Genomic DNA, 26,254 nt, shown 5'->3' with positions numbered 1-26,254 from the left:
ATGACACGTATTTTCGCCTGTAGTTTTGGATTATTTGCCCCGGCCGTGCTGGCACATTCGGGGCACGGTGGCATAGGTTTTTTTCATCATTTCCCGCCGTTTATGCCTTTGTTGCTGTTGCTTATTGGTCTCGGCGCCGGCTATTTGTGGCTCAAGCATAGGCACTGAGCCGAGAATCGCCTGGCTTGTATCACAGCTTTTACTGAAGGGCTGACCAGATAAGATTAGGATTTGACGCGATTATTTCGTATAATCCGCGCGAATTTTTAAACTCGCTGATTAAGGAATCTAGTCATGGCGATCGAACGTACTTTTTCTATCATTAAGCCTGATGCGGTAGCCAAGAACCACATCGGTGCTATCTACAACCGTTTTGAAACTGCCGGCCTGAAAATTGTTGCCGCCAAAATGGTTCACCTGACCAAAGAACAAGCCGAAGGTTTCTACGCTGAGCACAGCGAGCGTCCTTTCTTTGGTGCTCTGGTTTCTTTCATGACTTCTGGTCCTATCATGGTTCAGGTTCTGGAAGGTGAAAACGCCGTTCTGGCCAACCGCGAAATCATGGGTGCGACCAACCCAGCTGAAGCCGCCCGTGGTACCCTGCGCGCTGACTTCGCTGACAGCATCGATGAGAACGCTGTTCACGGTTCTGACGCGCTGGCTTCAGCCGAGCGTGAAATCGCTTACTTCTTTGCTGCCGATGAGCTGTGTCCTCGCACGCGTTAATTAACAGCAAATAGACAAAAGGGAGCCAATTGGCTCCCTTTTTGTTTGATTTTTGTATGAATTGAAAATGCGATCTATATCGCATTTTTTATTAAAAGCGTCGCTCTAACAACAGGTTAAAAAATAATCTTTGTAACAGGTTTGTATCGATACAAAATGATGCAAATTCCCGGGACCCGGCATGGATTCGGTAAAAATATCATTAGATCTTAATTGATAAGATGCTCGTGTTTTACAAATTAAACCAAGTATAAACAAATTGTTATCATTTAAGTGATTGATAATGTTGCTGTTATTGGTATGTTTCTCGTTTGGGGGGCTGAGTATTACATAGAATAAGAACACGGTGTTCCCTCCCTGCCACCGTGCTTTGTAAAAGGAATGAGAATATGTCAACGCAGACTGCTGTCGCTAAGGCTATCCGCTTTAGTCTGTTTGCTTTTGTTTCCACATCAATCCCTACAATGGCTTACGCCGCCGATGAGGCTCAGGCCACTGAACAAGTTGAACGTATCGAAGTCACGGGTTCCCGTATTAAACGCACCGATATGGAGAATGCATCCCCTATAGTAGTAATGAGCGCTGCTGATATTGAAAAAGGTGGCTTCAACTCGGTTCAGGATGTGCTGGGTAACCTGTCACAAAACTCCGGCGGTTCCATGACCCAGCAGGAAGTCCATGGTTTTACCCCTGCCGCATCATCGGTCAACCTGCGTGGCGTGGGGGCCGGTCGGGTATTGACCCTGATCAACGGTAAGCGGGTGCCCAAGTATCCGTTTGGTGCCGGTGGTACCGACAGCTTCGTGGATACTGCCAATATCCCACTGGGCGCGATTGAGCGTATCGAAATCCTGACTACGGGTGCTTCGGCGATTTATGGCTCAGATGCCATGGGTGGGGTTATCAACATCATTCTTAAGAAAGATGTTGAACAGACCACCTTCAAGTATCGTTTCTCCGATACGGATGAAGGTGGCCTGCGTAACAACCAGTTCTCCTTTATGACAGGTGTCAGCAGTGATACGGCTAACCTGACTTTCTTTGCCGAATATGAAGACAGAACCGCGCTGAAAGGAACAGATCGCCCAGAGTGGGGCACAGATATTGTCGAAGGTCAGCCATACTCGGGTTACAGCTCCTACGGCGCCAACCTGGTGCAGGATCTTGGCAACAACAAAACTGCACTGGAAAAGACCTTGTCACCGGCCGAGTGTGAGGCCCGTGGTTATGTGGTGATGGAAAATGGTCGCTGTGGTTTCGACCGCTCCAAGCAGCGGGATTTCCTGCCGGAGCAGAAGCGTTACTCCACCATGATCAACCTCACCAAGGAGCTGAATGCGGATCATCAGCTGTATTCCCGCATCGATTACACTCATTCCTCGACCTTTACCGAGATTGAGTCTGCGACAGTGGGCAATGACTTCATGTTCAATGTGGCCGGCGACAGTGTAACCATTGCCAATAAAGACAAGGGTATGTCCCAGACCTTCAACAAGGACACCGCATTCGGCGGTGACTTTGCCAATGCTGCAGATGGCGACTACTTCTACACTCGCCGCATGAGTGAGCTGGGGCCACGTACCTCTGACTTTGAAACCAATAATTTCTCTTTCATCATAGGTGCCAAAGGCTTTTTGACCGACAGTATCGAGTATGATACTTCCTGGTCTATTGCGCGTCAGACTGTGGAATCCCGCAGCTCAGGCTCGCCGACTCATCAGGCTATGTTTGACTATCTGACCTCAGGTGAAAACGGCAAGTCTTTGATGGATGTGATCTCTCCTGAAGATGCGGCGCTGCTGAACTACGAAGGTAACAAGAAGGGACAATCTACTCTGTCCAGCTTTAGTGCCGGCATTAATGGCGATGCGTTCGAACTGGCCGGTGGTACAGCCGCTTACGCTGTGGGCCTTGAGTACAGCAAGGAGTGGTTCTACGATAAGTCTGACAGCTTCACCTCCAACGGTGGCGTTATAGGCAAGGGGGGCAGCAGCGCCGAAGGTGAACGTGAGCAGTATGCTGCCTATGCCGAGCTGGCTTTGCCACTCTTGGATCAGTTGACCATGACATTGGCCGGACGTTATGACTACTATGATGATGAGTCTGATGTTGGTGGCCAGTTTACTCCGCAAGTGTCACTGGAGTACCGTCCTATCGACAGCCTGATGCTGCGTGCTTTGTATGCCGAGACTTTCCGTGCCCCGGATATGCAGCGTTTGTTTGGCGATCCCACCACTGGCTACAGCACAGTTATCGATACTCCGCGCTGTGAAGCCTATAAGGAATGTGACAAGATTGAGTCTTTACCTATTGCCATCGGTGCCAACCCAGAATTGGAAGCCGAAGAGGGTAAAAACTACAACCTGGGTCTGGTTTGGGACTACGAAGGTATCAATCTGACGGTAGATTACTGGATGGTTGAAATCGATAATCTGGTGAATGACCCAAGTGCACAATACATTTTGGATCACGCCGATGCCTTTGCCGACAAGATTGAACGCGACAGCAATGGTAAGTTGCTGAAAGTGAACACACAGGCGATGAATATGTCTTCCCGTGAGACTGCCGGTATCGACTTCTCTCTGGGCTATCGCTATGAAACCGAGATCTATGGTGAATTCAGCAGCCGCCTGGAAGGGACTTACCTGACTCGTTGGAAGGAAAAGCTGACTCCGGATTCCGAAGAGCTGGATCTTATCGATGGTGAAGGCTCTGCGCCTCAGCTGCGTGCCAACCTGAACCTGGGATGGTCTTATAACGACTTCTCCACCAACATTCTGTTCAAGTATATTGACAGCATGAACGGTGAGCGGATGGACTACTTTGTGGAAAATGGCTTAGATAGCGAGTACTCAGTGAAAGTTGACAGTCATGTGGAAGTCAACCTGGCTGCCAGTTACTTTATCTATGACAATCTCAAGGTTTCGGCAGGTATCAACAACCTGTTTGATTCAGGCCCAGAGATCGATTACACCCAGTCCAGCTGGCCTCATTACCCAAGAGCCTATTATAACGTTATCGGACGTGAATATTATGCAGGGGTAGAGTTTACCTTCTAATCATATTTAAATTTAAAAACCGGCTTAGTTTAAGCCGGTTTTTTTATGCCTGTTTTTAGTAAATAAGGACTATATTTGATACATTTTAACTCATATGTTGTTTTATTGTTATGTTTTTCTCTTGGCGATTAATTTGTTATTTTTGTTTGTTCTGCCAAATTATTTCATTGGCGAAATATTTTTAACTATTTAAATACTTAGGTATCAATATGTTTCAGCTTGGCCTTTTTGTACCTATCTTGCTGATTTTTATTGATTAAATATAATGCGGGTGAATGCCTGTGTAATTATTTGTATCAATTTGTTGTTGCCTAGTTGTTTTGGTGGTTTTTAATGTTGACCAAATTGTTTTATTTGTGGAATATCATTGTAAGCATTGCAATATGCTTGCAAATTTTAAAACAAAAATAATCAGATATTTCTCACAAAAGAAACATCAGGGAGATAAGTATGAGTTCCATCAGTTTAACTGCAAAGGCAGTTCGTCGCGGTTTACTTGCTGCGGCAGTTACGGGAATTGCATTCAGCGGATATGCCACTGCTGAGGAAGCAAAAGAAGGCAAAGTTGAGCGGATCGAGGTAACAGGTTCACGTATCAAGCAAGTGGATATGGAAACGGCTTCACCTGTGACTGTTATTACAGCAGCCGATCTTAAGGTTACCGGGGAAACTTCGGTTGCCGATGTATTGAATAACTCCAGCATTAACAGTTTTGGTTCCTGGCGGGGTATGTCCGGTTATGGTGCCGGAGCCAGTGCCACCAGTGATGTGGATTTACGTGGTCTGGGGTCTCAGGCAACGCTTATTCTGCTCGATGGTCGTCGCATGCCGGGTACCAGCTCAAGCTCAGGAACCGTTGCCGATACTTCCAGCATCCCCATGGCGATTGTTGAGCGAATCGAAATTTTGCGTGATGGTGCCTCGGCGGTTTACGGCTCAGATGCGGTTGCCGGGGTAATTAACATTATTACCAAGAAAGATTTTGAAGGTATTGAGCTGAACTACACAGGCGAATCTCCGGATGTGGAAGGCGGTGATTCTTCACGCTTTTCCGTGGCCGCCGGTTTTAGCACAGATAAGGGCAATATCACCCTGACGTTTGAGCATTACGATACAGGCTCTGTATACGACAAAGATGTTTGGCGTTTTGATGACCCAACCTGGAATGGTATCAGCTCCTACAGCGTGATCCCAAGAGCTACCTATATTGGCGCAGATGGTAAATCAGCCAATTATACTAATAGCGAGCTTTGTGCCCAGGCGCCGAATGTTATTGATGGCACCGACGGTGCCAATGCCGGAACCTGTTACTATGACTTTGGTAAGGTGACCAAGCTGTTTGGTAATGTGAACCGCAACAGTATTCTGTCTAACTTCAATTATCAGCTGACCGATGATATTCAGTTCCGTGGCCGCGCTTCTGCCAGCTTGAGTGAAACTAATACCCGTTATGCGGGCACCCCAGTATCAACCAACGTCCCAACCATGGCTGCGGACAACCCAATGAACCCATTGGGCACGGATATATCTGAGATCCGCATGCGTTCAGTACAGATTGGTGAGCGTGACACTACCACTGAAACCAACTCAATCGACTTCCTGGCCGGTTTGGTGGGTTATTGGGATGTGGGCAGTGGCATCGACTGGGAAATCAATGCCCAGCATACCCGCTCAACCACTGACTCATTCAACTACAACCTGATCAACGACAATATCGTTCAGGACCTGATCAACACAGGCAACTATGATGTCTTCAACACTACAGGCATGAGTTATGAAGACTGGGATGCGCAAATGGCCGATCTCTATGGTCAAGCGGCCCACACAGGTGTGTATCAGGCGCAATTCAACAGCACCCAATTTGATGGTTTGTTGTCCGGCATGCTGTATGAAGGCAATGGCGTTACTTTGGCCGCGGTTGTCGGTGCCGAGTATGAAATGATTGAGTTCGTACAGCTGAGTGATCCGCAATCAGCCGCCGGTATTATCTCAGGTGGTTCGGGTGGTGATGATGTTGATGCAACCCGGGATCGTAGTTCTGGCTATCTGGAATTGCAATCTTCGCTACCATACAATGTGGACTTGTCTGCCGCGCTGCGTTATGAGCGTTACGAGCAGGAGGGTAACATAGCTTCCGGATTTGCTTCTTCAACCTTCGACTCTGTTGTGCCCAAGTTCTCTGCCAGCTGGCGTCCGGTTGATTCCCTGTTGCTGCGCGCCAGCTGGGGTGAATCTTTCCGTGCCCCGAATATGGGTGAGATGTTCTCCGGTGAAGCGCTGAGTTTTGAACGTACCCTGGATACTGTCTGGTGTAGTGCCAACCCTGGTGCTGATGAGAACTACTGTAGCCCAAGTAACCAATATAAGACCTTCTACGGCGGTAACCCAGATCTGCAAGCGGAAGAGGGTGAATCCCTGACTCTGGGCTTTGTCTGGAACGTGACCGATGATTGGAGTATTGAGACTTCATATTATGACATCAGCTACGACAGCAAGATTGAAGTGGTCGATGTTGCGGATCTGATCCGTGAAGAAGAGGCCAATGGTGGTTCTCAGTACATAGTTCGTGGCAGTGATGGCAAGATTGAGACCATTCACAGCCAGTATCGTAACCTGAGTGCCCTGGAAACCTCCGGGATTGACTTTGTCACCAGCTACAACCAGGAAACTGACTTCGGTGATTTCCGTCTGAAGCTGGAAATGACTCATGTGTTGGATTACAAGACCAAGGCCGACGCCGAGTCTGACTTCTTCGATGAAGCCGGTCTACAGGATAAGCCCGAATGGCGTGGCAGTGCATCGGTTAACTGGACCCGTGATAACTGGAGTGCTGCCTGGACGACCTATTATATAGGTGGCCAGGATTCAGGGGCTGTTGAATATAACAACAAGTACCTGGTCGACGTATCAAGCTACTTCAAGCACAACGTTCAGCTAACTTACGCCCACGACTGGAATGGTTCCATCACCCTGGGTGTGAACAACGCCTTCGATGAAGAAGCACCAACCTGGTACAACTACGCTGATTATCGTGATGTCAACACAGGGCTGTACGACGTACTGGGCCGCACTTGGTTTGTGACCATTAATCAGAAGTTCTGATAAAACGCCGATTCTCCCTTACGGCTTAGCCCCGTCATTTTGGCGGGGCTTTTTTATTAGCTTTTAAACGCCAAAACATAACCTCAAACAAAAAAGCAACCTCTGGGGTTGCCTTTACTGCTTAACTGACTAGTGATTCAAGCGCAACTCTTGTCGGTGTTCATGTTTATATTGCTCATGGCAACGTTCACAGCGCTGCTCGGTCGGATCTTTAACGAGTCGATGTGGCTCGATTTCTGCTTCACAGTCTGCGCAAAGACCATAAAGTCCTAAATCCAGTTGGCACAACGCGGCATCCAGTCGCAACAGTCTGTGGTAGAGGGGATGTTTGCAAAGATCGGCTTGAGTCATGGTTTCAATCAGATCACTGAGTGACATCTGGGGATCCCAGTGGGGTCCGAGCACCATTATCTCTTTCCTGAGATCGATTTCTAACGCCGACAATGCTTGTCTGATATGGGAGCTGCTCACTGATAATAGCCTGTAAAGATTGAGTCTACGGTCATTTAGTCTAAACAGCCGGGTCAATGTCACTATGATGAAGATCAAATCTGGGTGACATTTTCTGTCGTTAAGGCGTTAATTTGTCAGAATTGCTCAGATCTTGTCATTTATTTCGCGATAAGCCTGACTGAGCGTGGCCACTATGTCATCGGTTTGCTTGTGTACTCTGAGTTCTCTGAACAGGGCATCGGCCTGAGGGTATTGGCGATTGAGGTAGCTGAACCACTGTTTTATTCGCGCCGGGTAATAGCAACTCTTGCGGCCGTTGAGTTCTTTCTGGCTGTAACTCATCAAAAGCGCCAGGGTTTGCTGCCAGCTATATTGCTCGGCATTGTTCTTGATGTGATCCGCCAAATTGGGTAGAGAGATGGCGCCGCGGCCCACCATGATACTGTCGCAACCCGTTACTTCCATGCAGCGAAGGGCGTCTTCCCGGTCCCAAATCTCGCCGTTGGCGATCACGGGAATGGCCAATTTTTTACGGATCTCAGTGATATATTCCCAATAGGCCGGTGGACGATAACCGTCTTTTTTACTGCGGGCATGGACGGCCAACTCAGTGGCGCCGGCTTCATAAATCGCCTGCGCGTTTTCCATAAACAGGCTCTTGTCTTCAAACCCCAGGCGAATTTTGGCGGTCACCGCATGCGGTTCAGGAACTGCTTGACGCATGGCTTTGACTATCTTGTGGATTTGCTCCGGATACTGCAGCAATACGGCGCCGCCCTTGCTGCGGTTAACCATCTTGGCCGGGCAACCAAAGTTGGCGTCTACCCCTTGGGAGCCGAGTTCTATAGCCCGCAAGGCGTTTTCGGCCATCCAACCGGGTTCCTGCCCTAAAAGTTGTACTCTGACCGGCGTACCGCTGAGGGTCATGCCGCCTTGCAGCAGCTCGGGGCAGAGACGATAGAAGACTTTTTCGGGTAATAGTTGATCCACCACACGTACAAACTCGGTGACCATCAGATCATAAGGGTTTATTGCAGAGAGCAGTTCCCGCATCAGATTGTCAACAACCCCCTCCATAGGGGCGAGAATAATACGCACGTGTTTAAGGCCTGGCTGAAATAGAAAGTGGCGCATTCTACCTTAAATCCCATCCGGCACCAATCGACAGCTTAAAAGGCACAGGCTTATTTTAGATATGTAACTGTTAACAGCTTGATCTTATCTGCATTTGCTATTTTACTCATGGTTCCCTACATGGGGTTTTGGATAAAAACTGTGATCCGCGGTTGAAAATGTGAAATAGATTCTGCTGTCCCCGGGTCTGATATTGCAAGCCGGCAATTGAGGTCGGTCACTCGTAACAACTCTATGAGCAAAGGCAGGAAAGACAATGAAGACAGTCAAGACAACTACAGTAGCAGCCGCTTTGGGCATGGTTATCGCCGGCAGCGCCGTCGCCGCAGAAGCTAATGCCAACCCATTCGGGTTTCAGACTATGGAAGCCGGTTATCAATTGGTTGGTAATGAAGGCAAGTGCGGCGAAGGTAAATGTGGTGATAAGAAAGTCAAAGAAACCGAGCAAAAAAGCCGTGAGGGCAAATGCGGCGAAGGTAAATGTGGTGAAGGGATGAATAAGGCTGCCGAGGGCAAGTGTGGAGAGGGAGTGAATAAGGCCGCAGAGGGTAAGTGTGGCGAAGGCAAGTGCGGTGAAGGCATGATGCACTCAGCCGAAGGCAAAGCCAAAGCCGAAGAGAATAAAGCCAAGGCAGAAGCTAACAAAGTCAAGGAAGGCAAGTGTGGTAGTAACCACTGAAGTTGAATAGTGCAGGGCGCTTTGCGCCCTGTCTGAAACCACAAGGCGGTAATTATTTATGAATAACAGTGTCGGTTTGGGGCTTAGGCGGGAGATGTTGGCTGAGTTTTGTCAGGCAGCTCCTAAAGAGGCCGACTTCTTTGAAGTGGCACCGGAAAACTGGATGCGTCTTGGCGGTAAGTTTGGCAAGCAGTTTCGACAATTGACCGAAAGGCATTCATTTTATTGCCATGGGCTCAGTCTTTCCATCGGTAGCCCGGATCCGCTGGACCTGGTGTTTATCAAGGAGATTAAGCGTTTCCTCGATTTGCATCAGATAGATGTTTATTCAGAGCACTTAAGTTATTGCTCCGCCGATGGGCATATGTACGATCTTATGCCAATCCCTTTTACCTACGAAGCAGTGCGGCATGTCAGTGCCAGGGTTAAACAGGTTGAAGCGATTCTGGAGCGGCCACTTATTCTGGAGAACGTGTCCTTTTATGCTGCGCCTGGCGCCGAGATGACCGAGCAAGAGTTTGTCTGCGCCGTGCTGGAAGAGGCTGATTGTCGTCTGCTACTTGATGTCAATAACATCTATGTCAACTCGGTTAATCATGGTTATGATCCCAAGGCTTTTCTGGCAGCTATGCCCAGTGAGCGCATCGCTTACCTGCATATCGCAGGTCATTATCAGCAGGATGAGGATCTGATTATCGATACCCATGGCGCCGATATTATCAATCCTGTCTGGCAACTACTGGCAGAGTGTTATCGATTGCACGGGGTACATCCTACCTTGCTGGAGCGGGACTTTAATATCCCTGAAACCCGAGTCTTGTGTCAGGAGTTGAAGCAGATAGGCTCGCTACAAGGGCAGGCCTTGGATGCTTTTGCACAAGAGAGGAGAGCTTAATGGCCCTGGCTCAATTACAACGGGCTTTTGTGGCCTATTTGCGGCAGGAAGATATGCCTTTGCCGGCCGGCACCGACGAACGACACATGCAGGTATATCGCGAGCTTTTGTTCAATAATGTCAACGGCTTTGTCTCCAATGCTTATCCGGTTCTCAAGTCGCTGCACACTGAAGCGCAGTGGTTGGCGTTGGTAAAGGATTTTTTTGCCCGTCATGAATGTCAAAGCCCGCTATTTATCGATATTGCCGCCGAGTTTCTCGACTATCTGTGTCGGGAACAGGCAAGTGCGTTGGATGCAATGCCTTTTATGCTGGAATTGGCACACTATGAACTCTTGGAACTGCAGGTATCCGTGGCCGAAGATGATTCAGCGCCTTGGCTCAAACAGGCTGACATTCAGGCGTTGGAGCAACTGGCTGCAAAACTGCAATTGGCCGCCACCGCCAAAGTGGCGCAATATCAGTTCGAAGTTGACAGAATTAGTCCAGATTTTCGCCCAAATACAGTATCGCCCCTGCCGGTATTTTTCTGCGTTTATCGTGACCTGGAAGAGGAAGTATGCTTTTTAAGGCTCAATCCGATGACGGCGCAGCTGCTGGCAAAATTGCAACAAACGCCATTGAGCTTTACCCGGTTACTTGCTTGGCTTACAGAGACATTTCCCTCATTTTCAGAGCAGCAGCTTTGTCAGGGCGCGGCCACAACTTTGGCTGAGTTGGCGGCGCTGGGTATTGTTCGCAAACAGCCTGCAGCCGCGATCCCTACCACAACTTTTTGTAAGGCATGAGTTTATTTTAGTTGTACCTGCCTTTTGCTGACATTGATGCCTGAAAGCGACATTAATACAAGGGATTGGCTAATCCCATTGAAAAAACATGGTTTTTATCGGCGTGATAAAGGGCTAGAATAGCCGGGTTTTGTGACTGAGGTCACTCCCACGCTAGCCCTGGAAGTAGAGGAGCTGTCATGAGTCAGCCGTTTAAAGACCCATTCAATATTTTGTATTTTCTTGGTTTTATTCTGGTAATGCTGTTACCTACATTGCCGGCCAGCCTGTCTTGGCTGAAACACGCGGGATTGATCTGAAGCAGCAAAATACCATTTTTGCTACAATAGCCACCCTCAGCGGTGGCTATTGTTTAGGAGCGACCGATTTTCCAAAGGAAAGCGGATGGTTATCAAAAGAGGCTTCTTTTTAATTTTCGGGATCCTGAGTCTGGGCATGGGGTTGCTTGGCATCGTCTTACCTGTGTTGCCGACAGTTCCCTTTATTTTATTGGCCGCCTTCTGTTTCGCTCGTTCCAGTGAACGGCTACATGATTGGTTGCACAGCCATCCTTGGTTCGCCCAGCCTCTTGCCGATTGGCATTCCCGCAAAGCGATGCGTAAGGGATTAAAGCGAAAAGCCTTTTTGATCAGTGGTGCCAGTTTTGCCCTTAGTATTGCCTTGGTACCGCTTTGGTGGGTGAAACTCTTGCTGGCGGTATGTTGTATTAGTCTGTTGTTGTTCCTGTGGCAAATTCCTGAACTGGAAGACAGTGAGTGATCCTGTAGACAAAAATGTCGGCTCGTCGTGCTTTTGTCACTCAGTTGGGGTAGCCTTGGCGCGCCTTGAAACCACCAGGGAAATTTAATGAGTTTCAATATTTTGCTTGTTGATGATAATAACATCAGCCAACAGGCTTTGGCGGAATTGTTCCGGAGCCAAGGTTGGCGCTGTACGCTGGCGGCCAACGGTATGCAGGGGTTAGCTTGTGCCGAACGGCAAAGTTTCGATGCAGTGATCAGCGGATTTTTCATGCCTTTGCTTGACGGGCCGCATTTCATCCCGCTGCTCAGACAACTGGAAGGCTATGGCAGTTTGCCCATAGTAGTGCTCAGTACTCACACTCGAGAGGAAGTCGCTGCCAGTATGGATATGTCCCAGGTTAATGGCTTTTGGAGAAAACCATTGAACTGTGACACAAAGCAACAACTCCTGGATCACTTATCGACAGAGATTGTTGCATGGCGGATTAAAGCGGCTTAAGCTTTAGCCGGATTTTTGAAATGCAGTCCACCTCAGTGTGGACTTTTTTGTTGTAAAGAGCCGGGCCCAGTGTCTGGAAACGAAGTATTGAGACTATGGCAATGAACTCCGACAGCTTAAGCCTGATTAAGCAAAGCATTAAAACCATTCCGGATTATCCAAAAGCCGGGATCCTATTCCGTGATGTGACCAGTTTGCTCGAAGACCCGGTCGCCTATCAGTTAAGTATTCGCTTACTAGTGGATCATTATAAAGATCATGGTTTTACCAAGGTTGTCGGTACCGAAGCCCGAGGTTTTCTCTTTGGGGCTCCGCTGGCGCTGGAACTGGGATTGGGCTTTGTTCCTGTGCGTAAGCCTGGCAAATTGCCAAGAGAAACCATAGCCGAGAGCTATGAGTTGGAATATGGTCACGACACCTTGGAAATGCATGTTGATGCCATAGTGCCGGGTGACAAGGTATTGGTTATTGACGACCTGCTGGCAACCGGCGGCACCATTGAAGCCACGGTTAAGCTTATCCGTCGTTTGGGAGGCGAGGCCAAACATGCAGCGTTTATCATTTCTCTGCCTGATCTGGGTGGTGAACAACGCCTGACCGAACATGGGCTTGAGTTAGTCAAACTGTGCGAGTTTGAAGGCGAATAAAAGCTCATCCCTGCCGCTTTGCGGGTCATCTCGGTAGCATGAAGTTATACCTCATGTTATTGTTTTACGATCCGCGGAGCTTGCTCCCGCAAAGATATTTTTATGGATTTTGGGGAGTTTCATGTCCTATCAGGTACTAGCCAGGAAATGGCGGCCTGCCAGTTTTGATCAGGTAGTCGGCCAATCACATGTATTGCATGCATTGACCAATGCCCTGGGTCAGCAACGACTGCACCATGCTTATCTGTTTACCGGTACCCGCGGCGTCGGCAAGACCAGTTTGGCGCGCCTGTTCGCTAAAGGGCTCAACTGTGAAACCGGGATCACCGCCAAGCCATGTGGCCAATGCAGTGCCTGTCAGGAAATTGCCCAGGGGCGTTTTGTCGACCTTATTGAAGTCGATGCCGCTTCCCGTACCAAGGTAGATGATACTCGCGAACTGCTTGACAATGTTCAGTATCGCCCGACCCGGGGGCGGTTCAAGGTTTACCTGATAGACGAAGTGCACATGCTGTCCCGCAGCAGTTTTAATGCACTGCTCAAAACACTGGAAGAGCCCCCAGAGCACGTCAAATTCCTGCTGGCCACCACAGATCCGCAAAAGCTGCCGGTGACAGTGCTGTCCCGCTGCCTGCAATTCAACCTGAAGAGCCTGGATCAGACTGAGATGGCCGGCCAGTTGCAGCATATTTTGCAAAGCGAAGGCCTCAAGTTTGAAACCTCTGCGCTGACGCTTTTGGCGCGAGCCGCCAACGGCAGTATGCGTGACGCCCTGAGTCTGACCGATCAGGCCATCGCCTTTGGGGCCGGGCAAGTGATGCTGGAGCAGGTTCAAACCATGCTCGGCGCCATAGATGAGCGCCAGGTGCTGGCGCTGTTTGATGCGCTCCTTACAGGTGATATCGCCAAAATGATGCAGGAGGTGGCCAAGGTGCTGGCATTTGGCGCCGATGCCGCCGAAGTGCTACGTAGCCTGCTGGAGCTCTTGCATCAGATAACCCTGAGCCAGTTTGCGCCGGCGGCGGCTAATCTGTCGCTGTTTGGTCCTCAAATTACCCATTATGCTGAAAACCTCGCCCCCGAGCAGGTGCAGCTCTATTACCAGTTGCTGCTCAGTGGTCGCAAGGAGCTGCCTTATGCGCCGGACCCTAAGTCAGGGCTGGAGATGGCGTTACTCAGAGCCGTTGCCTTTGTGCCGGAAACGCCGCCCAAACGCTGGCAAAGGGGGGAAGTCGCCGATCTATCTGCCTTGGATAACAGCAATAGTGCAGCTGCAGTTGCAAGGGCGCCGAATCAAACTGTGGCAAGCAGTAACGCCGATGAGATAAAGCCTCAAGCCGCCTCTGCTCAATCTGTTACCAGCCATGCTGTCGAAGCGCAAGTCGAGAAGCCGCAAGCTGCCAAGATGCCAACACAGGTAAGCTCGGTGGCTGAGACGCAGCAGAGTGGCGTTGACTCGCAGACGGCTGCCGATAAGGGCGAAGATGCGGGTGAGCAGGCGTTATTGGCCGAACAAGCGCTGCTGTTATCCCAGGCCGGTAGCATGGGGTTTCGGAGTGAGGTCCCCGTGCCTTTGCAAGCTTCCCCTTCACAGATGAATTCGTCTGAAACAGCTGTGGTTGAAGCAAATGCGGTAGTTGAGTCAGTTAAAGTGATCGAGTCTCTGCCGGCAGAGCAAACGACTGCAGTTCAGCCTCACCAGCCTGTTTCACAAGCTGAAACCTCGGCTATTAACGATGAGCAGCAGTCCCAGGATGACTTCTACGCTGCCATGAGCTATTCACAACAAGGTGAAGCGCAGGATAGCAGCCTGGATTTTTATCAGCAGCAGATGTCGATGGACGGTCAGATGCCATCCGCTGCCGACAAGAGTGCCTCCGAAGTATCGCTGCCAAGTAAGCCATCAAGCGAGTCAGTGCCTGCCGATGCCAACATAGAATCTGCCAGCGATGACATCTTGGGTGATGATCTGCTCGATCAGGTGCTTGCCACCCGGGATTTGCTGCTCAGCGATATAGAGGCGGCCAGCCCCAAGGACGGTGAAGAAAAAAAGCCTTTGCCGGAGCGCCGCAGCGCGGCCGCAGCTCCTGAGTCCGATGCTGTAGCGGCCACTCAGCCTGAAGCGGCAGCAGAATCAGAAAACAACCCTGAGCGGCATAATGGTCTTGAGCTGAGCAATAGCCCTGAGCCGAAAAACAGCCTTGAGCCAGAAAACAGCCTTGAGCCAGAAAACAGCCCGGAGCCCTCCCAAGCAGAACCGCAAACTCCTGTCGCCGGGGAAATGCCTTTCGGATCTGGCCCAAGTCATGTTGCGGCGCTCAAGGAAGACAGGCCACCATGGGAAGATGCTCCAGAGGGTGCGGTTGCAGCGGGTCGCGAGATGATGGAAGGCAGTGAAACGGTTCAAAATGCGGCTTTCCCACAAGCCGAACCTGAGCCACAGAATACTGCGCCGCAGACAGTACAGGACGCTACGATAGATGAGCCGGTACAAGAGCCTGCCAAAGCGATTGGGCAGCAGCCAAGTCTAAATATAGTGGCAAATGCCGAGGCTAAGCCCGCATCCGAACCGGGCTTAGCACTAGACCCAGGGGCCGCGGATGTCTTTGCCCATGCTCTGCCCAGCGGTCATCCACAGGATCTCTATTGGTATAAATTGATGTCCGCGCTGGATATAGGCGGCCGGGTACGGCAACTGGCGGTGAACTCAGTCTGTGAGAGGATAGCTGAACCGCTACCTTTGTTACTCAAGCCGGATCAGAAACACTTGGCGGCAGATTCGGCCATCAAACAGCTCGAAGAGGCGCTTTCCAAACTGTTTGGGAAACCTTGCCGCACCGAGATTGTCGTAGGAGTAGATGACCAAAGGGAAACGCCGTTGGAAATTCGTCATCGTTTTCATCAGGAACTCCTGAGCGGAGCTCATGCTTCATTGATGAATGATGAAAATATTCAATGGCTTGTTAGTCATATGGGGGCCGAACTGGATCAGGATACTCTCGGCTACCCCCCTGAGCTGCTCAGTCAAAGGGCTAATTTGATTGCAGACAAGGCGCCCTAGGGCCGGTGGATGTTACCCGCTTCATAAGATTGCCGTTCAATGCGACTCTTGGATTGCCAAGCGGGTTTATTTCAGTAAGATTAGCCAACTTTGACCTGTTACTCACAACTTGAATTGAAGAGATAAAGCTATGTTTGGAAAAGGCGGTATGGGCAACCTGATGAAGCAAGCCCAGATGATGCAAGAAAAAATGGCCAAAATGCAGGAAGAGATCGCCCGCATGGAAGTCACAGGTGAGTCAGGCGCAGGCTTGGTGAAAGTCACCATGACCGGCAGCCACAATGTTCGCAAAGTCGAGATAGATCCCAGCCTGCTGGAAGACGACAAAGAGATGCTGGAAGATCTGATCGCCGCGGCCTGCAACGATGCAGCCCGTCGTGTTGAAGAAAACCAAAAGTCCAAGATGGCTGAAGTGACAGGTGGCATGCAGCTGCCTCCTGGCATGAAGATGCCATTCTGAGTCGGAAGAACAGATGAAATTCAGCCCATTGGTTGATGAATTGATCCAGTCGCTGCGCTGTCTGCCCGGTGTCGGCCCTAAATCGGCACAGCGGATGGCGTTTCAACTGCTTGAGCGCGAGCGTAAAGCCGGACTTAAGTTGGCTGAAGCATTGGAGCGGGCCATGAAAGAGGTGGGGCATTGTCAGTCGTGCCGCACCTTCACCGAGGAAACGCTTTGTCCCATCTGCGCCAGTCCGCGGCGCGGCAATGCCGATACCATCTGCGTGGTTGAAACGCCGGCCGATGTATTGGCTATTGAAGCCGGTGGGCATTTCAGTGGCCGCTATTTTGTATTGCTGGGGCATCTATCACCGCTCGATGGTGTCGGACCCGAAGAGTTGGGACTGGCGCTACTGGAAGAGCATCTTGCCAAAGGTGAGATTGCCGAACTTATTCTGGCCACTAACCCGACAGTGGAAGGTGATGCTACCGCGCATTTTATTGCCGATATCGCCCATCGCTACCAGGTCAAGGTGAGCCGTATCGCTCATGGAGTCCCGGTAGGCGGTGAGCTGGAATATGTCGACAGCACCACTCTGGCATTGTCGTTCAATGGGCGATTGCCGCTCTGAAGTTTGCTTTAATGAGCCTTCTGTGAATATACCGGCCCCGCCTATGCGGGGCTATTTTTTGCCTGCAGAGCGTTGAATAAGTAGCGGCGGGCGTAATGTTTCGGCGTGATATTGGCCAAGGTACGAAATTCACGGGTCATATGTGCCTGATCGGCGAAGCCAAAGTCGGCTGCCAGTTCGGCCAGTGATGTTGATGGTGCCAGCCGGAGTTGTTCCATTGCCTGCTTGACCCGAATAACGCGTTGATAATATTTAGGGGTCATCCCCATCCAGCTCTGGAAGTGGCGTTCTATTTGACGTAATCCCAAAGTGGTTTCTTTGGCATGCTTGTGGTGTGTATGCCGGAGGACTTCCTGGACCCTTTGATGGCTTTCACTACGGCTGACGATATGTTGCCGAGTAAACTGATACATGGTGCGGATGCGGGGATAGTGGCCACTGCAGGCACAGAGCTGCAAATATAGTGGGCTAAGCAGAGTATGGATATCAGTTTCCCGCTCACTACGGACAGGGTTGTCGAAGCGTTTTCCCAGGCATTGATAGCCCATAGCTGGATGAAAGCGGATGCCTGCCATTTGGGTCCCCGGCGGCATGATGATGTTTTGGGAAGTCTGGCTAGTAGGCAACAAAATAATCCCCGGAGGATGCCATATCCCATCAAAAAACACCTCTGGGCCAAAATTGAACAGGATACCGCTGCCGGCGTCGCCCAGCAGTAATCGAACAATCGGCTCCCTATGCCTTGTCGATACGCCAACAGACCATATAGCTTGAATATCTGCTGCGATATTGCCTTTGGGGGAAAATAGTTTTAAGTCCATACGCAACCTGAATCACTTGGGCTGGTAATTGCCGACCTCGGGTTTAAATACTTTAACGATACGGTTCCAACTATTGATGGCATTGATGGCTATGGTCAAATCTGTCATCGCCTGAGGGCCGAAACAATCCAGCACCTGTTGGTACTCTTCATCGCTGACACCCAAACCTGCGGTCAGTTGCTCGGCCCAACCGAGGGCAATACCTTCCGCAGTGCTGTAAATAGGCATGTCCCGCCAGGCATTGAGACCAAAAATTCGTTCGGCTTTTTCACCATACTTCAGCGCGTCTTTACTGTGCATGTCAATACAAAAGGCGCATTGATTAATCTGTGAGACTCTGAGTTTGACCAGTTCCCAGATGGTTATAGACATGGTCTTCGATGAACTGAATTGGTGGTGGAAGTAGCGTTCCTGTTGGTATAGAAGTTCCAAGGCTTGTGGCGCAGCATTAGCATAGTTGAGTCGTTTCATCATGATATCTCCTGAGAGGGGTTTCCAGACGATAACCGGACAAAGCGGACAAAGATTGCATATTTTCGACACAGATGGAAAACGGCAATTGGTGCTGGACTATTTTCAGAGTTCACTTCGGGCTATTTTTTCTGCGGCTGTTATCGGTCTGTGTCATCCCGCCCTTGAATTTGAAAATCGCATCCCCATTTAATTAAACAACTCAAGTTGGTTTAACCTATTGCGATAAACAAGGGAAGCTATTCATGTCACATCAAGAAACTCATGGTTTTCAAACTGAAGTCAAACAACTTTTGCATTTGATGATCCACTCTTTGTACTCCAACAAGGAGATTTTCTTGCGTGAATTGGTATCCAATGCCGCCGATGCCGCCGACAAACTGCGTTATCTGGCGCTTACCAACGACGCGCTTTATGAAGGTGATGGCGAGCTCAGGGTACGTATCAGTACCGATAAGGAAAAGGGCACTATTACCATTGAAGACAATGGTATAGGTATGACCCGTGACGGCGTTATCGAGCATTTGGGTACCATTGCCAAGTCAGGCACGTCAGAATTCTTCAAAAACCTCTCCGGCGATGCCGCCAAAGACTCGCAGTTGATTGGCCAGTTCGGTGTGGGTTTCTACTCGGCCTTTATTGTGGCCGACAAGGTAACGGTAAGAACTCGCGCTGCCGGTCACAAGGCCGATGAGGGCGTGCAATGGCAGTCTGCCGGTGAAGGCGACTTTACCGTTGAAAACATAGTTAAAGAGAGCCGCGGTACCGAGATTACTTTGCATCTGCGCGAAGAGGAAAAAGAGTTTGCCGATGACTGGCGTTTGCGCTCTATCATCACCAAGTACTCAGATCATATCTCCATTCCGGTAGAGATGTGGCAGGAAGGTTCGCCCGAGTCCGAAGGCCCGGATGGTGAAAAAATTCCGGCGACTGAAGGTCAATGGCAAGTGATGAACAAGGCCACCGCGCTTTGGACCCGCAACAAGTCTGAGATTTCCGATGAAGAATATCGGGAGTTTTACAAGCATATCTCCCATGACTTCAGCGATCCTCTGCTGTGGAGTCACAACCGGGTTGAAGGTAAGCAGGAATACACCAGCTTGCTGTACATTCCTTCCAAGGCGCCTTGGGACCTTTGGAACCGGGATCGCAAGCAGGGTCTGCAACTCTTTGTTCAGCGCGTATTTATCATGGATGACGCCGAGCAGTTTATGCCTTCTTACCTGCGTTTCGTCAAAGGTCTTATCGACTCCAACGATCTGCCGCTGAACGTCTCCCGGGAGATACTGCAGGACAACAAGGTGACCCAAGCCATGCGCACGGCCATTACCAAGCGGGTGCTGGGCATGTTGGAGAAACTGGCTAAAGACGACAGCGACAAGTACCAGCAGTTCTGGGCTGAGTTCGGCCAGGTACTGAAAGAGGGCCCGGCAGAGGATTGGAGCAACCGCGAGCGTGTGGCCGGCTTGCTGCGTTTTGCCTCGACCCACAATGACACTGCGGCGCAAACTGTATCGCTGGATGATTACATCGGCCGCATGAAGGAAGGTCAGAGCAAGATTTACTATATTGTTGCCGACAGCTATGAGGCGGCGGCCCACAGTCCGCATCTGGAGCTGCTGCGTAAGAAGGGCATCGAAGTGCTGTTGATGTCTGACCGCATCGACGAGTGGCTCATCAACCACCTGACAGAGTACAAGGAAAAGGCGCTGCACTCTGTGACTCGCGGCGAGCTGGATCTCGGTGAGCTGGAAGATGAGAATGAAAAGGCCGAACAGGAAAAACTGGCGGCCGAATCCGAGTCTTTGCTCAAGCGTATCAAAGAGGCGCTGGGTGATAAGGTCAAGGATGTACGGGTGACCACGCGTTTGACCGACACTCCAGCCTGTGTGGTGGCCGGTGAAGGCGAGATGTCGAGCCAGATGATCAAGCTGATGCAGGCCGCCGGCCAACAGGTGCCGGAAGTCAAACCAACATTTGAGCTGAACCCGACGCACCCGCTGGTGGCCAGACTCAATGACGAGACAGATGAAAGCCGCTTTACTGACTGGAGTAACCTGTTGTTGCAACAGGCAATGCTGTCAGAAAAGGGCAGCCTGGCTGACCCATCTGAGTTTATCCGCTTGATGAACCAGATGTTGCTTGCCAACCTTAAGTAAGCCAATCAAAAAAGGGCCTTTATGGCCCTTTTTTACTCGGGTATAGCCCGACCATCCAACAAGGATTGCTATGGAAACACGTATCGAACTGACCCGCGACAACATTCAACAGGTGGTGGAAGCCTCGAAACAACAGTTGGTCGCGTTGGTCTTCTGGGCGCAGCAAAGCCCGGAGAGTCTGGGGCTACTCGGCACCATGGAAACATTGGCAAACCGTTATCAGGGGCAACTGCTGCTGGCGGCCGTCAATTGCGAAACTGAAATGGAAATCGCCTCCTATTTCCAGATTCAGAGCTTGCCGACCACTTTGTTGCTCAGTCAGGGCCAGCCGGTTGATGGCTTTGCCGGGGTGCAGGACGAGTCGCAAATTCAGGCCATGCTGGATAAACATCTGCCTGCCGCCTGGGAGCTGAAACTTGCTGACGCCAGAGAATTACTCGCCGGAGGCGATGCCGCCGCAGCCCTGGTGTTGCTGAAGGAGGCCTATGGCGAGCACAATGGCGCCGAGGTGGCTTTGCCTTATGCTGATGCATGCCTGTTAAGCGGTGATATTGCCGCTGCCAAAAGCCTGCTTGCCGGCATCAAGCTTGAAGATCAAGATGCTTATTACGCCAGTTTGCAGGCCAAACTCAAGTTGGCGGAAGAGGCGGCTGATACGCCGGAAATCCGTTCTTTGCAACAAGCGCTCGAAGCAGCTCCGGGAGACCTGGGTTTACTTGGCAAGCTGGCAACGGCACTGCATCAGGCGCACAGGGATGAAGAGGCCCTTGAGTTGCTTTTTGCCCAACTGCAGCAAGATCTCAACGCCGGTAATGGTGAATTGAAACAGCAGTTTCTGACGATACTTTCAGCCCTTGGTCAGGGGAATACACTGGCGAGCAGCTATCGTCGCAAGCTTTATAGTTTACTCTACTGATAGAGTTAAGCTTGGCAGGCCAAGCCTCTGCCTTTGCGGTTTTGACCGTTTTTAACAGGTCAGAGCTGTCAGGTTTTTTTGGCGTTTCTGTGGCTAAAGTCGAAGCCAAAGGCCTTCTCATGGGCGGCCAGATGTGCGAAGATCGCCGCCCTAACAAGAATATCAATGCGAAAAGAGGACTCTTGATATGCGCATTATCCTATTGGGCGCCCCTGGTGCCGGTAAAGGTACCCAGGCTCAGTTCATCATGGAAAAGTATGGCATTCCACAGATCTCAACCGGCGATATGCTGCGTGCAGCCGTAAAGGCCGGTACGCCTTTGGGACTGGAAGCCAAGAAGGTGATGGACGCCGGACAATTGGTTTCAGATGAGCTGATCATAGGTCTGGTTAAAGAGCGCATTACTCAGGACGACTGCGCCAAGGGATTCCTGCTGGATGGTTTCCCACGCACTATTCCACAAGCTGATGCCATGGTGGCTAACGGTATCCATGTTGATCATGTGATTGAGATTGATGTACCGGACGAAGAAATCGTTAAACGTATGAGCGGTCGCCGGGTGCATCCTGGTTCTGGCCGGGTTTACCATGTGGTCTTCAATCCGCCAAAAGAAGACGGCAAGGATGATGTAACAGGTGAAGAACTGGTTACCCGCCCGGATGATGAAGAGAGCACAGTACGCAAGCGCCTGGGCATCTATCACGAACAGACCATGCCGCTGGTGGATTACTATGGTGCCATGGCGGCCAAGGGTGATACCAAGTACAGTAAATTCGACGGTACCCAAAGCGTTGCTTCCGTCAGCGAAGCCATTGTGAAGGCGCTGGGCTGATTAATTATCAGAACCGGTTCTCATAATCGAAAAAAGCCCGCAATTGCGGGCTTTTTTTATGGTTTTAGCGGTGTTAACTTGGCGCCATCTCTCTCGGAACAGGAATAATACAGTGCAGGATACCCGTCCTCCATTCGGTGTGCTTTTGGTTAACTTGGGTACTCCCGCTGCGCCAACCAAAGCGGCAGTACGTACTTTTTTGAAACAGTTCCTCAGCGATCAACGTGTGGTGGATCTGTCCCCCTGGCTGTGGCAACCCCTGTTACAAGGTATTATTCTCAATACCCGTCCGGCGAAAGTCGCCAAGTTGTATCAATCTATTTGGCAGGCGGAAGGATCACCTTTAATGGTGGTCAGTAAACAGCAGAGACAAGCTCTGGCAGATTTGCTTCGGGAGCAAGTTGGCTGTCATATTCCTGTTGAGCTGGGGATGAGCTATGGCAGTCCGTCCTTGAGTGATGGCCTGACGGCGCTGAAAAATGCCGGAGTTGACAGGGTGCTGGTGTTGCCTCTTTATCCTCAATATTCCTGCTCCACTGTGGCCAGTGTGTTTGATGGTGTTGCCGCGGCGTTGAAAATGGAGCGTAATCTGCCTGAGCTGAGGTTTGTGCGCGATTACCACGACAAGCCAGGTTATATTCAGGCCCTGGCCGATAGTGTTCGTACCCATTGGCAGCGAGAAGGGCGGGGACAAAGGCTGCTGATGTCGTTTCATGGGGTGCCCGAGCGTTACATTAAGGAGGGGGATCCTTATCGCAGTCAATGTGAAACCACGGCTAAGTTGTTGGCCACCGAGCTTGGCCTGGGGGAAGGTGAATGGCAGCTGTGCTTCCAATCCCGTTTTGGCAAGGAGCCTTGGCTAACGCCCTATACCGATGAGCTGCTCGAATCTTTGCCGGGACAGGGGGTTCATTCGGTCGATATTATGAGTCCCGCCTTTGCAGCCGACTGCCTGGAAACACTGGAAGAGATAGCTCAAGGAGGCCGCGAAAGCTTTCTTGAAGCCGGTGGGAAACAATATCAATTTATCCCTTGTCTCAATGCGCAATCGGCTCATATGTGTTTTTTGGCCGAGTTGGTGAAGTTTCACACTGAAAATTGGTATCAAGCCCGTTAGCGTACACTGGTGTGGCGGTGGATTTGTGATAGAATCTGCCGCCATTTAAAGTGGTCGCTGGCAGCTCCGTCAGCCTGACTTAAGATCATTATCAGGAAAGTGTACCCAAACGGTACACTACTCAGGGACGATGAAAATGAGAGCCCAATATGAAATTTCCCGGTCAGCGTAAATCCAAACACTATTTTCCGGTCAAAACCCGTGATCCTTTGCTGGCGCAGTTGACTCAGCAGCCACAACCTTTCAGTACCTGGATTTCAGGTATAGATCAAACTTTGGTGGATATCGAAGCCAAGGTCGAAGATGAACTGCTGCAGCGTTACAACTTACCCAAAGGCAACTCGACTCTGATTGATGATGCCAGTGCCCACCAGCTGTATCATGAGCTCAAAAGCCGTGAGTTGGTCAGCGATGAGTTTGCCGGCGGCACTATCGGTAATACCATTCACAACTACTCAATTCTGGCCGATGACAGATCTGTGCTCTTTGGTGTGATGAGCAAGCATATTGAAGTAGGTAGTTATGCCTACCGCTATTTGTGCAACACTTCGTCCAAGGTGGATCTTAACTACTTACAGCCGGTTGAAGGTCCGATAGGTCGCTGCTTTACCCTGATCTCCGATGACGGTGAGCGTACTTTTGCCATCAGCAAGGGCTCAATGGACAAGTTAAGCCCGGAGTTTATCGATAAAGAAGTGATCCAGGGCAGTTCTGCTTTGGTGTTGACCGCTTATCTGATGCGGGCCAGTGATGGCGATCAGATAGGTGAAGCGGCGCTGACAGCCATTCGCTACGCCCAGGAAGCCGAAGTACCTGTGGTACTGACCTTGGGAACCCGTTTCCTGATTGCCGAAGATCCCAAATGGTGGCAGGATTTTATTCGCCAACATGTGACTGTGCTGGCAATGAATGAAGATGAAGGTGAGGCGTTGACCGGATTTGCCGATCCTTTACTGGCCAGTGAAGCGGCACTTGAATGGTGTGACATGGTGTTGACGACTGCGGGTGCTTCGGGACTTTACACCGCAGGTTATACCGATGACGCTGAGAAACGCGAGACGGCCCATACTCTGCTGCCCGGCGCTATTCCTGAATTCAATCGTTATGAGTTCTCCCGTCCGAAATTGAAAAATGATTGTGATAAACCCATCAAGGTATATGCCCATATTTCGCCTTACATGGGCGGGCCGGAGAAAATTCACAATACCAACGGCGCCGGTGATGGTGCTCTGTCTGCACTCCTGCATGACTTGGCAGCCAATACTTTCCACAAGACCAATGTACCGGGCTCCAGTAAGCATAAGCGCGATGGCTTGTGTTATTCCTCATTTTCACAGATCTGTAAGTATGCCAACCGGGTCGCTTATGAAGTGTTGGCTCAGCATAGTCCGCGCCTATCAAGGGGGTTACCCGAGCGGGAAGATAGCCTGGAAGAAGCCTACTGGGAGCGTTAAGTTTGGCTCCGCTTATCTCGATGGGTTAAATCAAATCCGTTAATATAGAAGAGGGCGTCCGAATGGACGCCCTCTTTGAATTTTGCTTTCAGCGAATTCAGCTTACTCCTTACATGGGAGTATGGTGTTCCTTATGGAAGCTGACATTGGTTTTACCGGCTTTTGGGTCGTTGAAGGTTTCTTCATTGAACTCATTTTCCGACTTGGCGATCACCACGGTTGCGACAGTATCACCTGTGACGTTCACCGCGGTGCGGACCATATCCAGCAATCTATCGACCCCGATAATCAGTGCTATACCATCTACCGGCAAGCCTACTTGATTGAGCACCATGGCCAGCATCACCAGACCCACTCCCGGTACCCCGGCTGTGCCGATAGAGGCCAGGGTGGCCGTGACAACCACGGTAATATAGTCGGTAATCGTTAGGTCGATACCGTAAACCTGAGCGATAAATACCGTTGCCACTCCCTGCATGATGGCTGTGCCATCCATATTGATGGTAGCGCCCAAGGGTAAGGTGAACGAGGCTATCTTGTTATCGACGCCCAGGCGATGCTCGGCCGTCTCGATAGTGACCGGCAGAGTGGCGTTGGAACTGGCAGTACTGAAGGCAAACAGCTGCACGTCGCGCATCTTACGGATAAAGGTGAACGGATTCAGTCCTGACAGTAGATTGAGCAGAATAGGATAAGTGACAAAAGCATGGACCAGCAGTACACCCAGTACCACAAAGAAGTAAGCGACCACACTACCGAAAGTTTCTACGCCGAGTGTCAGTGCCAGTTTACCCATAAGGGCAAATACCCCGTAAGGCGCTAGATGCATGATTAGGGTCACCACTTTCATGATGACTTCATTGAGGTCTTCAAACAGCGCCGCAACCCGCTTGCCTTTGTCGCCCACATGAGAGATGGCAAAACCAAAGATCACCGCAAAGATAATGATCTGCAGCATATTGCCTTCGCTCATCGCCTGCATCGGGTTGGTGGGTACTATGTTAATCAATACTTCCGCCAGGCTGGGAGCATCTTTGGCTTCAAAACTGTTGCCTGCGGTAGACATGCTGCTGTGGCCGGGATGGATCATCACTGCCGCCATAATTGACAGTGTTAGAGCTATAGCGGTGGTAAAAAGGTAGAAAGCGATGGTTTTGCCACCCAAACGCCCCAGTTTTGAGGGATCACTGAGTGAGCTGGTACCGCAAACCAGAGAAATAAAGACCAAGGGCACTACCAGCATTTTCAAGCTGGAAATGAAGATAGTACCGACGACATTAAGAAAGCCTTCGGTGATGTAATCCCGCACAAAGATGAAATAGGGATCTTGCTGGACTTGAGGTGAATCCAGCTCACCAGCGGGGAAAAAAGCTCTCAGAAGAAGACCGACAATGATACCGGCTGCCATGCCAATAAGGATCTTACCTGTCAGGCCCATTTTCTTGGTTGGAGTGAATGCCATAAATTTTCCTGTTTAATTCTTGTACTTTTGTAATTTGGCGCACTAAAGCCTAGCAAGAAAGCTCTCTTGAGGAAATGGCATGCAGGTTAAATGTTGATATTGATAATTGCCAGTTGTGCTCACATGTTGTGGAAATGTTTACTGAAAATTATACAATGTTGCT

The 26,254-nt window shown here is 50.4% G+C and carries 23 protein-coding genes; 18 read left to right on the top strand and 5 right to left on the bottom strand.

The genetic code is table 11. The annotated features are described in order from the left end of the window. The 4 genes from SIL79_RS19345 (at position 1) to SIL79_RS19330 (ending at position 6,887) form a co-directional block, all read left to right on the top strand. Positions 1-168: a hypothetical protein gene (locus SIL79_RS19345; protein WP_162835833.1), complete on the top strand. Its 168-nt coding sequence runs from the start codon at positions 1-3 to the stop codon at positions 166-168. Between the two features lie 126 nt (positions 169-294). Next, positions 295-726 carry a nucleoside-diphosphate kinase gene (gene ndk / locus SIL79_RS19340; RefSeq protein ID WP_025011497.1) on the top strand — a complete coding sequence of 144 codons (432 nt, stop codon included), beginning with the start codon at positions 295-297 and terminating at the stop codon, positions 724-726. A gap of 389 nt (positions 727-1,115) precedes the next feature. Further along, positions 1,116-3,785, top strand: a complete 2,670-nt coding sequence (locus SIL79_RS19335) for a TonB-dependent receptor (protein ID WP_162206711.1) — start codon at positions 1,116-1,118, stop codon at positions 3,783-3,785. A 450-nt stretch (positions 3,786-4,235) separates the two neighbouring features. Continuing rightward, positions 4,236-6,887: a TonB-dependent receptor gene (locus SIL79_RS19330; protein WP_071476475.1), complete on the top strand. Its 2,652-nt coding sequence runs from the start codon at positions 4,236-4,238 to the stop codon at positions 6,885-6,887. A 129-nt stretch (positions 6,888-7,016) separates the two neighbouring features. On the opposite strand, the gene SIL79_RS19325 is transcribed toward SIL79_RS19330, so the two are convergent. Beyond that, positions 7,017-7,358, bottom strand: coding sequence for a TraR/DksA family transcriptional regulator (locus tag SIL79_RS19325; RefSeq protein ID WP_039033849.1), 342 nt, complete (start codon positions 7,356-7,358; stop codon positions 7,017-7,019). Between the two features lie 126 nt (positions 7,359-7,484). Beyond that, entirely contained in the window at positions 7,485-8,438 is a 954-nt protein-coding gene (gene dusC / locus SIL79_RS19320) for a tRNA dihydrouridine(16) synthase DusC (RefSeq protein ID WP_039033905.1), read from the bottom strand. A 292-nt stretch (positions 8,439-8,730) separates the two neighbouring features. Between dusC and SIL79_RS19315 the strand changes: the two genes are divergently transcribed. The 9 genes from SIL79_RS19315 to recR all read left to right on the top strand — a co-directional run bounded on the left by SIL79_RS19315 (position 8,731) and on the right by recR (position 16,859). After that, positions 8,731-9,153, top strand: coding sequence for an HvfA family oxazolone/thioamide-modified RiPP metallophore (locus tag SIL79_RS19315; RefSeq protein WP_039033850.1), 423 nt, complete (start codon positions 8,731-8,733; stop codon positions 9,151-9,153). 58 nt (positions 9,154-9,211) lie between these two features. Next, positions 9,212-10,048, top strand: a complete 837-nt coding sequence (locus SIL79_RS19310; protein WP_039033851.1) for an HvfB family MNIO-type RiPP peptide maturase — start codon at positions 9,212-9,214, stop codon at positions 10,046-10,048. Beyond that, positions 10,048-10,836: an HvfC family RiPP maturation protein gene (locus SIL79_RS19305; RefSeq protein WP_052248029.1), complete on the top strand. Its 789-nt coding sequence runs from the start codon at positions 10,048-10,050 to the stop codon at positions 10,834-10,836. The genes SIL79_RS19310 and SIL79_RS19305 overlap by 1 nt, the downstream gene beginning before the upstream one ends. Positions 10,837-11,220: 384 nt before the next feature. Continuing rightward, entirely contained in the window at positions 11,221-11,595 is a 375-nt protein-coding gene (locus tag SIL79_RS19300) for a YbaN family protein (protein WP_039033852.1), read from the top strand. A gap of 87 nt (positions 11,596-11,682) precedes the next feature. Beyond that, on the top strand, positions 11,683-12,078 hold the full coding sequence (locus SIL79_RS19295) for a response regulator (RefSeq protein WP_052248030.1): 396 nt from the start codon (positions 11,683-11,685) through the stop codon (positions 12,076-12,078). Between the two features lie 95 nt (positions 12,079-12,173). Then, positions 12,174-12,725 (top strand): adenine phosphoribosyltransferase, encoded by a 552-nt coding sequence (gene apt, locus SIL79_RS19290; RefSeq protein WP_039033853.1) that lies wholly within the window; start codon positions 12,174-12,176, stop codon positions 12,723-12,725. Between the two features lie 121 nt (positions 12,726-12,846). Continuing rightward, a complete protein-coding gene (gene dnaX / locus SIL79_RS19285) occupies positions 12,847-15,786 on the top strand; it encodes a DNA polymerase III subunit gamma/tau (RefSeq protein ID WP_319619900.1) in 2,940 nt (979 codons plus the stop codon). Positions 15,787-15,916: 130 nt separating this feature from the next. Beyond that, entirely contained in the window at positions 15,917-16,246 is a 330-nt protein-coding gene (locus tag SIL79_RS19280; RefSeq protein WP_025011505.1) for a YbaB/EbfC family nucleoid-associated protein, read from the top strand. A 13-nt stretch (positions 16,247-16,259) separates the two neighbouring features. Beyond that, the gene (recR, locus tag SIL79_RS19275) at positions 16,260-16,859 is read left to right on the top strand and encodes a recombination mediator RecR (protein ID WP_039033855.1); all 600 of its coding nucleotides are present in this window, start codon (positions 16,260-16,262) and stop codon (positions 16,857-16,859) included. 41 nt (positions 16,860-16,900) lie between these two features. Here recR and SIL79_RS19270 read toward each other — a convergent pair whose 3' ends face one another. Then, a complete protein-coding gene (locus SIL79_RS19270) occupies positions 16,901-17,680 on the bottom strand; it encodes an AraC family transcriptional regulator (protein ID WP_319619899.1) in 780 nt (259 codons plus the stop codon). A gap of 12 nt (positions 17,681-17,692) precedes the next feature. Further along, positions 17,693-18,154, bottom strand: a complete 462-nt coding sequence (locus SIL79_RS19265) for a carboxymuconolactone decarboxylase family protein (protein WP_144361134.1) — start codon at positions 18,152-18,154, stop codon at positions 17,693-17,695. A 242-nt stretch (positions 18,155-18,396) separates the two neighbouring features. Here SIL79_RS19265 and htpG point away from each other — a divergent pair, with 242 nt between their 5' ends. The 5 genes from htpG (at position 18,397) to SIL79_RS19240 (ending at position 24,629) form a co-directional block, all read left to right on the top strand. Then, positions 18,397-20,310, top strand: coding sequence for a molecular chaperone HtpG (gene htpG, locus SIL79_RS19260; RefSeq protein WP_226683873.1), 1,914 nt, complete (start codon positions 18,397-18,399; stop codon positions 20,308-20,310). A gap of 70 nt (positions 20,311-20,380) precedes the next feature. After that, on the top strand, positions 20,381-21,226 hold the full coding sequence (locus SIL79_RS19255) for a tetratricopeptide repeat protein (protein ID WP_071476472.1): 846 nt from the start codon (positions 20,381-20,383) through the stop codon (positions 21,224-21,226). 187 nt (positions 21,227-21,413) lie between these two features. After that, positions 21,414-22,058: an adenylate kinase gene (gene adk / locus SIL79_RS19250; RefSeq protein ID WP_319619898.1), complete on the top strand. Its 645-nt coding sequence runs from the start codon at positions 21,414-21,416 to the stop codon at positions 22,056-22,058. 112 nt (positions 22,059-22,170) lie between these two features. Then, the gene (hemH, locus tag SIL79_RS19245) at positions 22,171-23,175 is read left to right on the top strand and encodes a ferrochelatase (RefSeq protein WP_233962770.1); all 1,005 of its coding nucleotides are present in this window, start codon (positions 22,171-22,173) and stop codon (positions 23,173-23,175) included. 149 nt (positions 23,176-23,324) lie between these two features. After that, complete coding sequence (locus SIL79_RS19240; protein WP_039033862.1) at positions 23,325-24,629, top strand: inosine/guanosine kinase; 1,305 nt, start codon at positions 23,325-23,327, stop codon at positions 24,627-24,629. A 109-nt stretch (positions 24,630-24,738) separates the two neighbouring features. On the opposite strand, the gene SIL79_RS19235 is transcribed toward SIL79_RS19240, so the two are convergent. Then, the gene (locus SIL79_RS19235; protein ID WP_039033863.1) at positions 24,739-26,091 is read right to left on the bottom strand and encodes a dicarboxylate/amino acid:cation symporter; all 1,353 of its coding nucleotides are present in this window, start codon (positions 26,089-26,091) and stop codon (positions 24,739-24,741) included. Positions 26,092-26,254: the final 163 nt, after the last annotated feature.

The sequence above is a fragment of the Shewanella indica genome (assembly GCF_033842865.1).
Classification (GTDB): Bacteria; Pseudomonadota; Gammaproteobacteria; order Enterobacterales; family Shewanellaceae; genus Shewanella; species Shewanella indica.
The sequence above is the reverse complement of the archived record's forward strand: the minus strand, read 5'-3'. Positions and strand labels throughout refer to the sequence as shown.

What these genes read in the sequence shown, in the direction of transcription:
- SIL79_RS19345 (WP_162835833.1), top strand. Translation starts at nt 1, where the DNA reads ATGACACGTATTTTCGCCTGTAGTTTTGGATTATTTGCCCCGGCCGTG.
- ndk (WP_025011497.1), top strand. Translation starts at nt 295, where the DNA reads ATGGCGATCGAACGTACTTTTTCTATCATTAAGCCTGATGCGGTAGCC.
- SIL79_RS19335 (WP_162206711.1), top strand. Translation starts at nt 1,116, where the DNA reads ATGTCAACGCAGACTGCTGTCGCTAAGGCTATCCGCTTTAGTCTGTTT.
- SIL79_RS19330 (WP_071476475.1), top strand. Translation starts at nt 4,236, where the DNA reads ATGAGTTCCATCAGTTTAACTGCAAAGGCAGTTCGTCGCGGTTTACTT.
- SIL79_RS19315 (WP_039033850.1), top strand. Translation starts at nt 8,731, where the DNA reads ATGAAGACAGTCAAGACAACTACAGTAGCAGCCGCTTTGGGCATGGTT.
- SIL79_RS19310 (WP_039033851.1), top strand. Translation starts at nt 9,212, where the DNA reads ATGAATAACAGTGTCGGTTTGGGGCTTAGGCGGGAGATGTTGGCTGAG.
- SIL79_RS19305 (WP_052248029.1), top strand. Translation starts at nt 10,048, where the DNA reads ATGGCCCTGGCTCAATTACAACGGGCTTTTGTGGCCTATTTGCGGCAG.
- SIL79_RS19300 (WP_039033852.1), top strand. Translation starts at nt 11,221, where the DNA reads ATGGTTATCAAAAGAGGCTTCTTTTTAATTTTCGGGATCCTGAGTCTG.
- SIL79_RS19295 (WP_052248030.1), top strand. Translation starts at nt 11,683, where the DNA reads ATGAGTTTCAATATTTTGCTTGTTGATGATAATAACATCAGCCAACAG.
- apt (WP_039033853.1), top strand. Translation starts at nt 12,174, where the DNA reads ATGGCAATGAACTCCGACAGCTTAAGCCTGATTAAGCAAAGCATTAAA.
- dnaX (WP_319619900.1), top strand. Translation starts at nt 12,847, where the DNA reads ATGTCCTATCAGGTACTAGCCAGGAAATGGCGGCCTGCCAGTTTTGAT.
- SIL79_RS19280 (WP_025011505.1), top strand. Translation starts at nt 15,917, where the DNA reads ATGTTTGGAAAAGGCGGTATGGGCAACCTGATGAAGCAAGCCCAGATG.
- recR (WP_039033855.1), top strand. Translation starts at nt 16,260, where the DNA reads ATGAAATTCAGCCCATTGGTTGATGAATTGATCCAGTCGCTGCGCTGT.
- SIL79_RS19270 (WP_319619899.1), bottom strand. Translation starts at nt 17,680, where the DNA reads ATGGACTTAAAACTATTTTCCCCCAAAGGCAATATCGCAGCAGATATT.
- SIL79_RS19265 (WP_144361134.1), bottom strand. Translation starts at nt 18,154, where the DNA reads ATGATGAAACGACTCAACTATGCTAATGCTGCGCCACAAGCCTTGGAA.
- htpG (WP_226683873.1), top strand. Translation starts at nt 18,397, where the DNA reads ATGTCACATCAAGAAACTCATGGTTTTCAAACTGAAGTCAAACAACTT.
- SIL79_RS19255 (WP_071476472.1), top strand. Translation starts at nt 20,381, where the DNA reads ATGGAAACACGTATCGAACTGACCCGCGACAACATTCAACAGGTGGTG.
- adk (WP_319619898.1), top strand. Translation starts at nt 21,414, where the DNA reads ATGCGCATTATCCTATTGGGCGCCCCTGGTGCCGGTAAAGGTACCCAG.
- SIL79_RS19240 (WP_039033862.1), top strand. Translation starts at nt 23,325, where the DNA reads ATGAAATTTCCCGGTCAGCGTAAATCCAAACACTATTTTCCGGTCAAA.
- SIL79_RS19235 (WP_039033863.1), bottom strand. Translation starts at nt 26,091, where the DNA reads ATGGCATTCACTCCAACCAAGAAAATGGGCCTGACAGGTAAGATCCTT.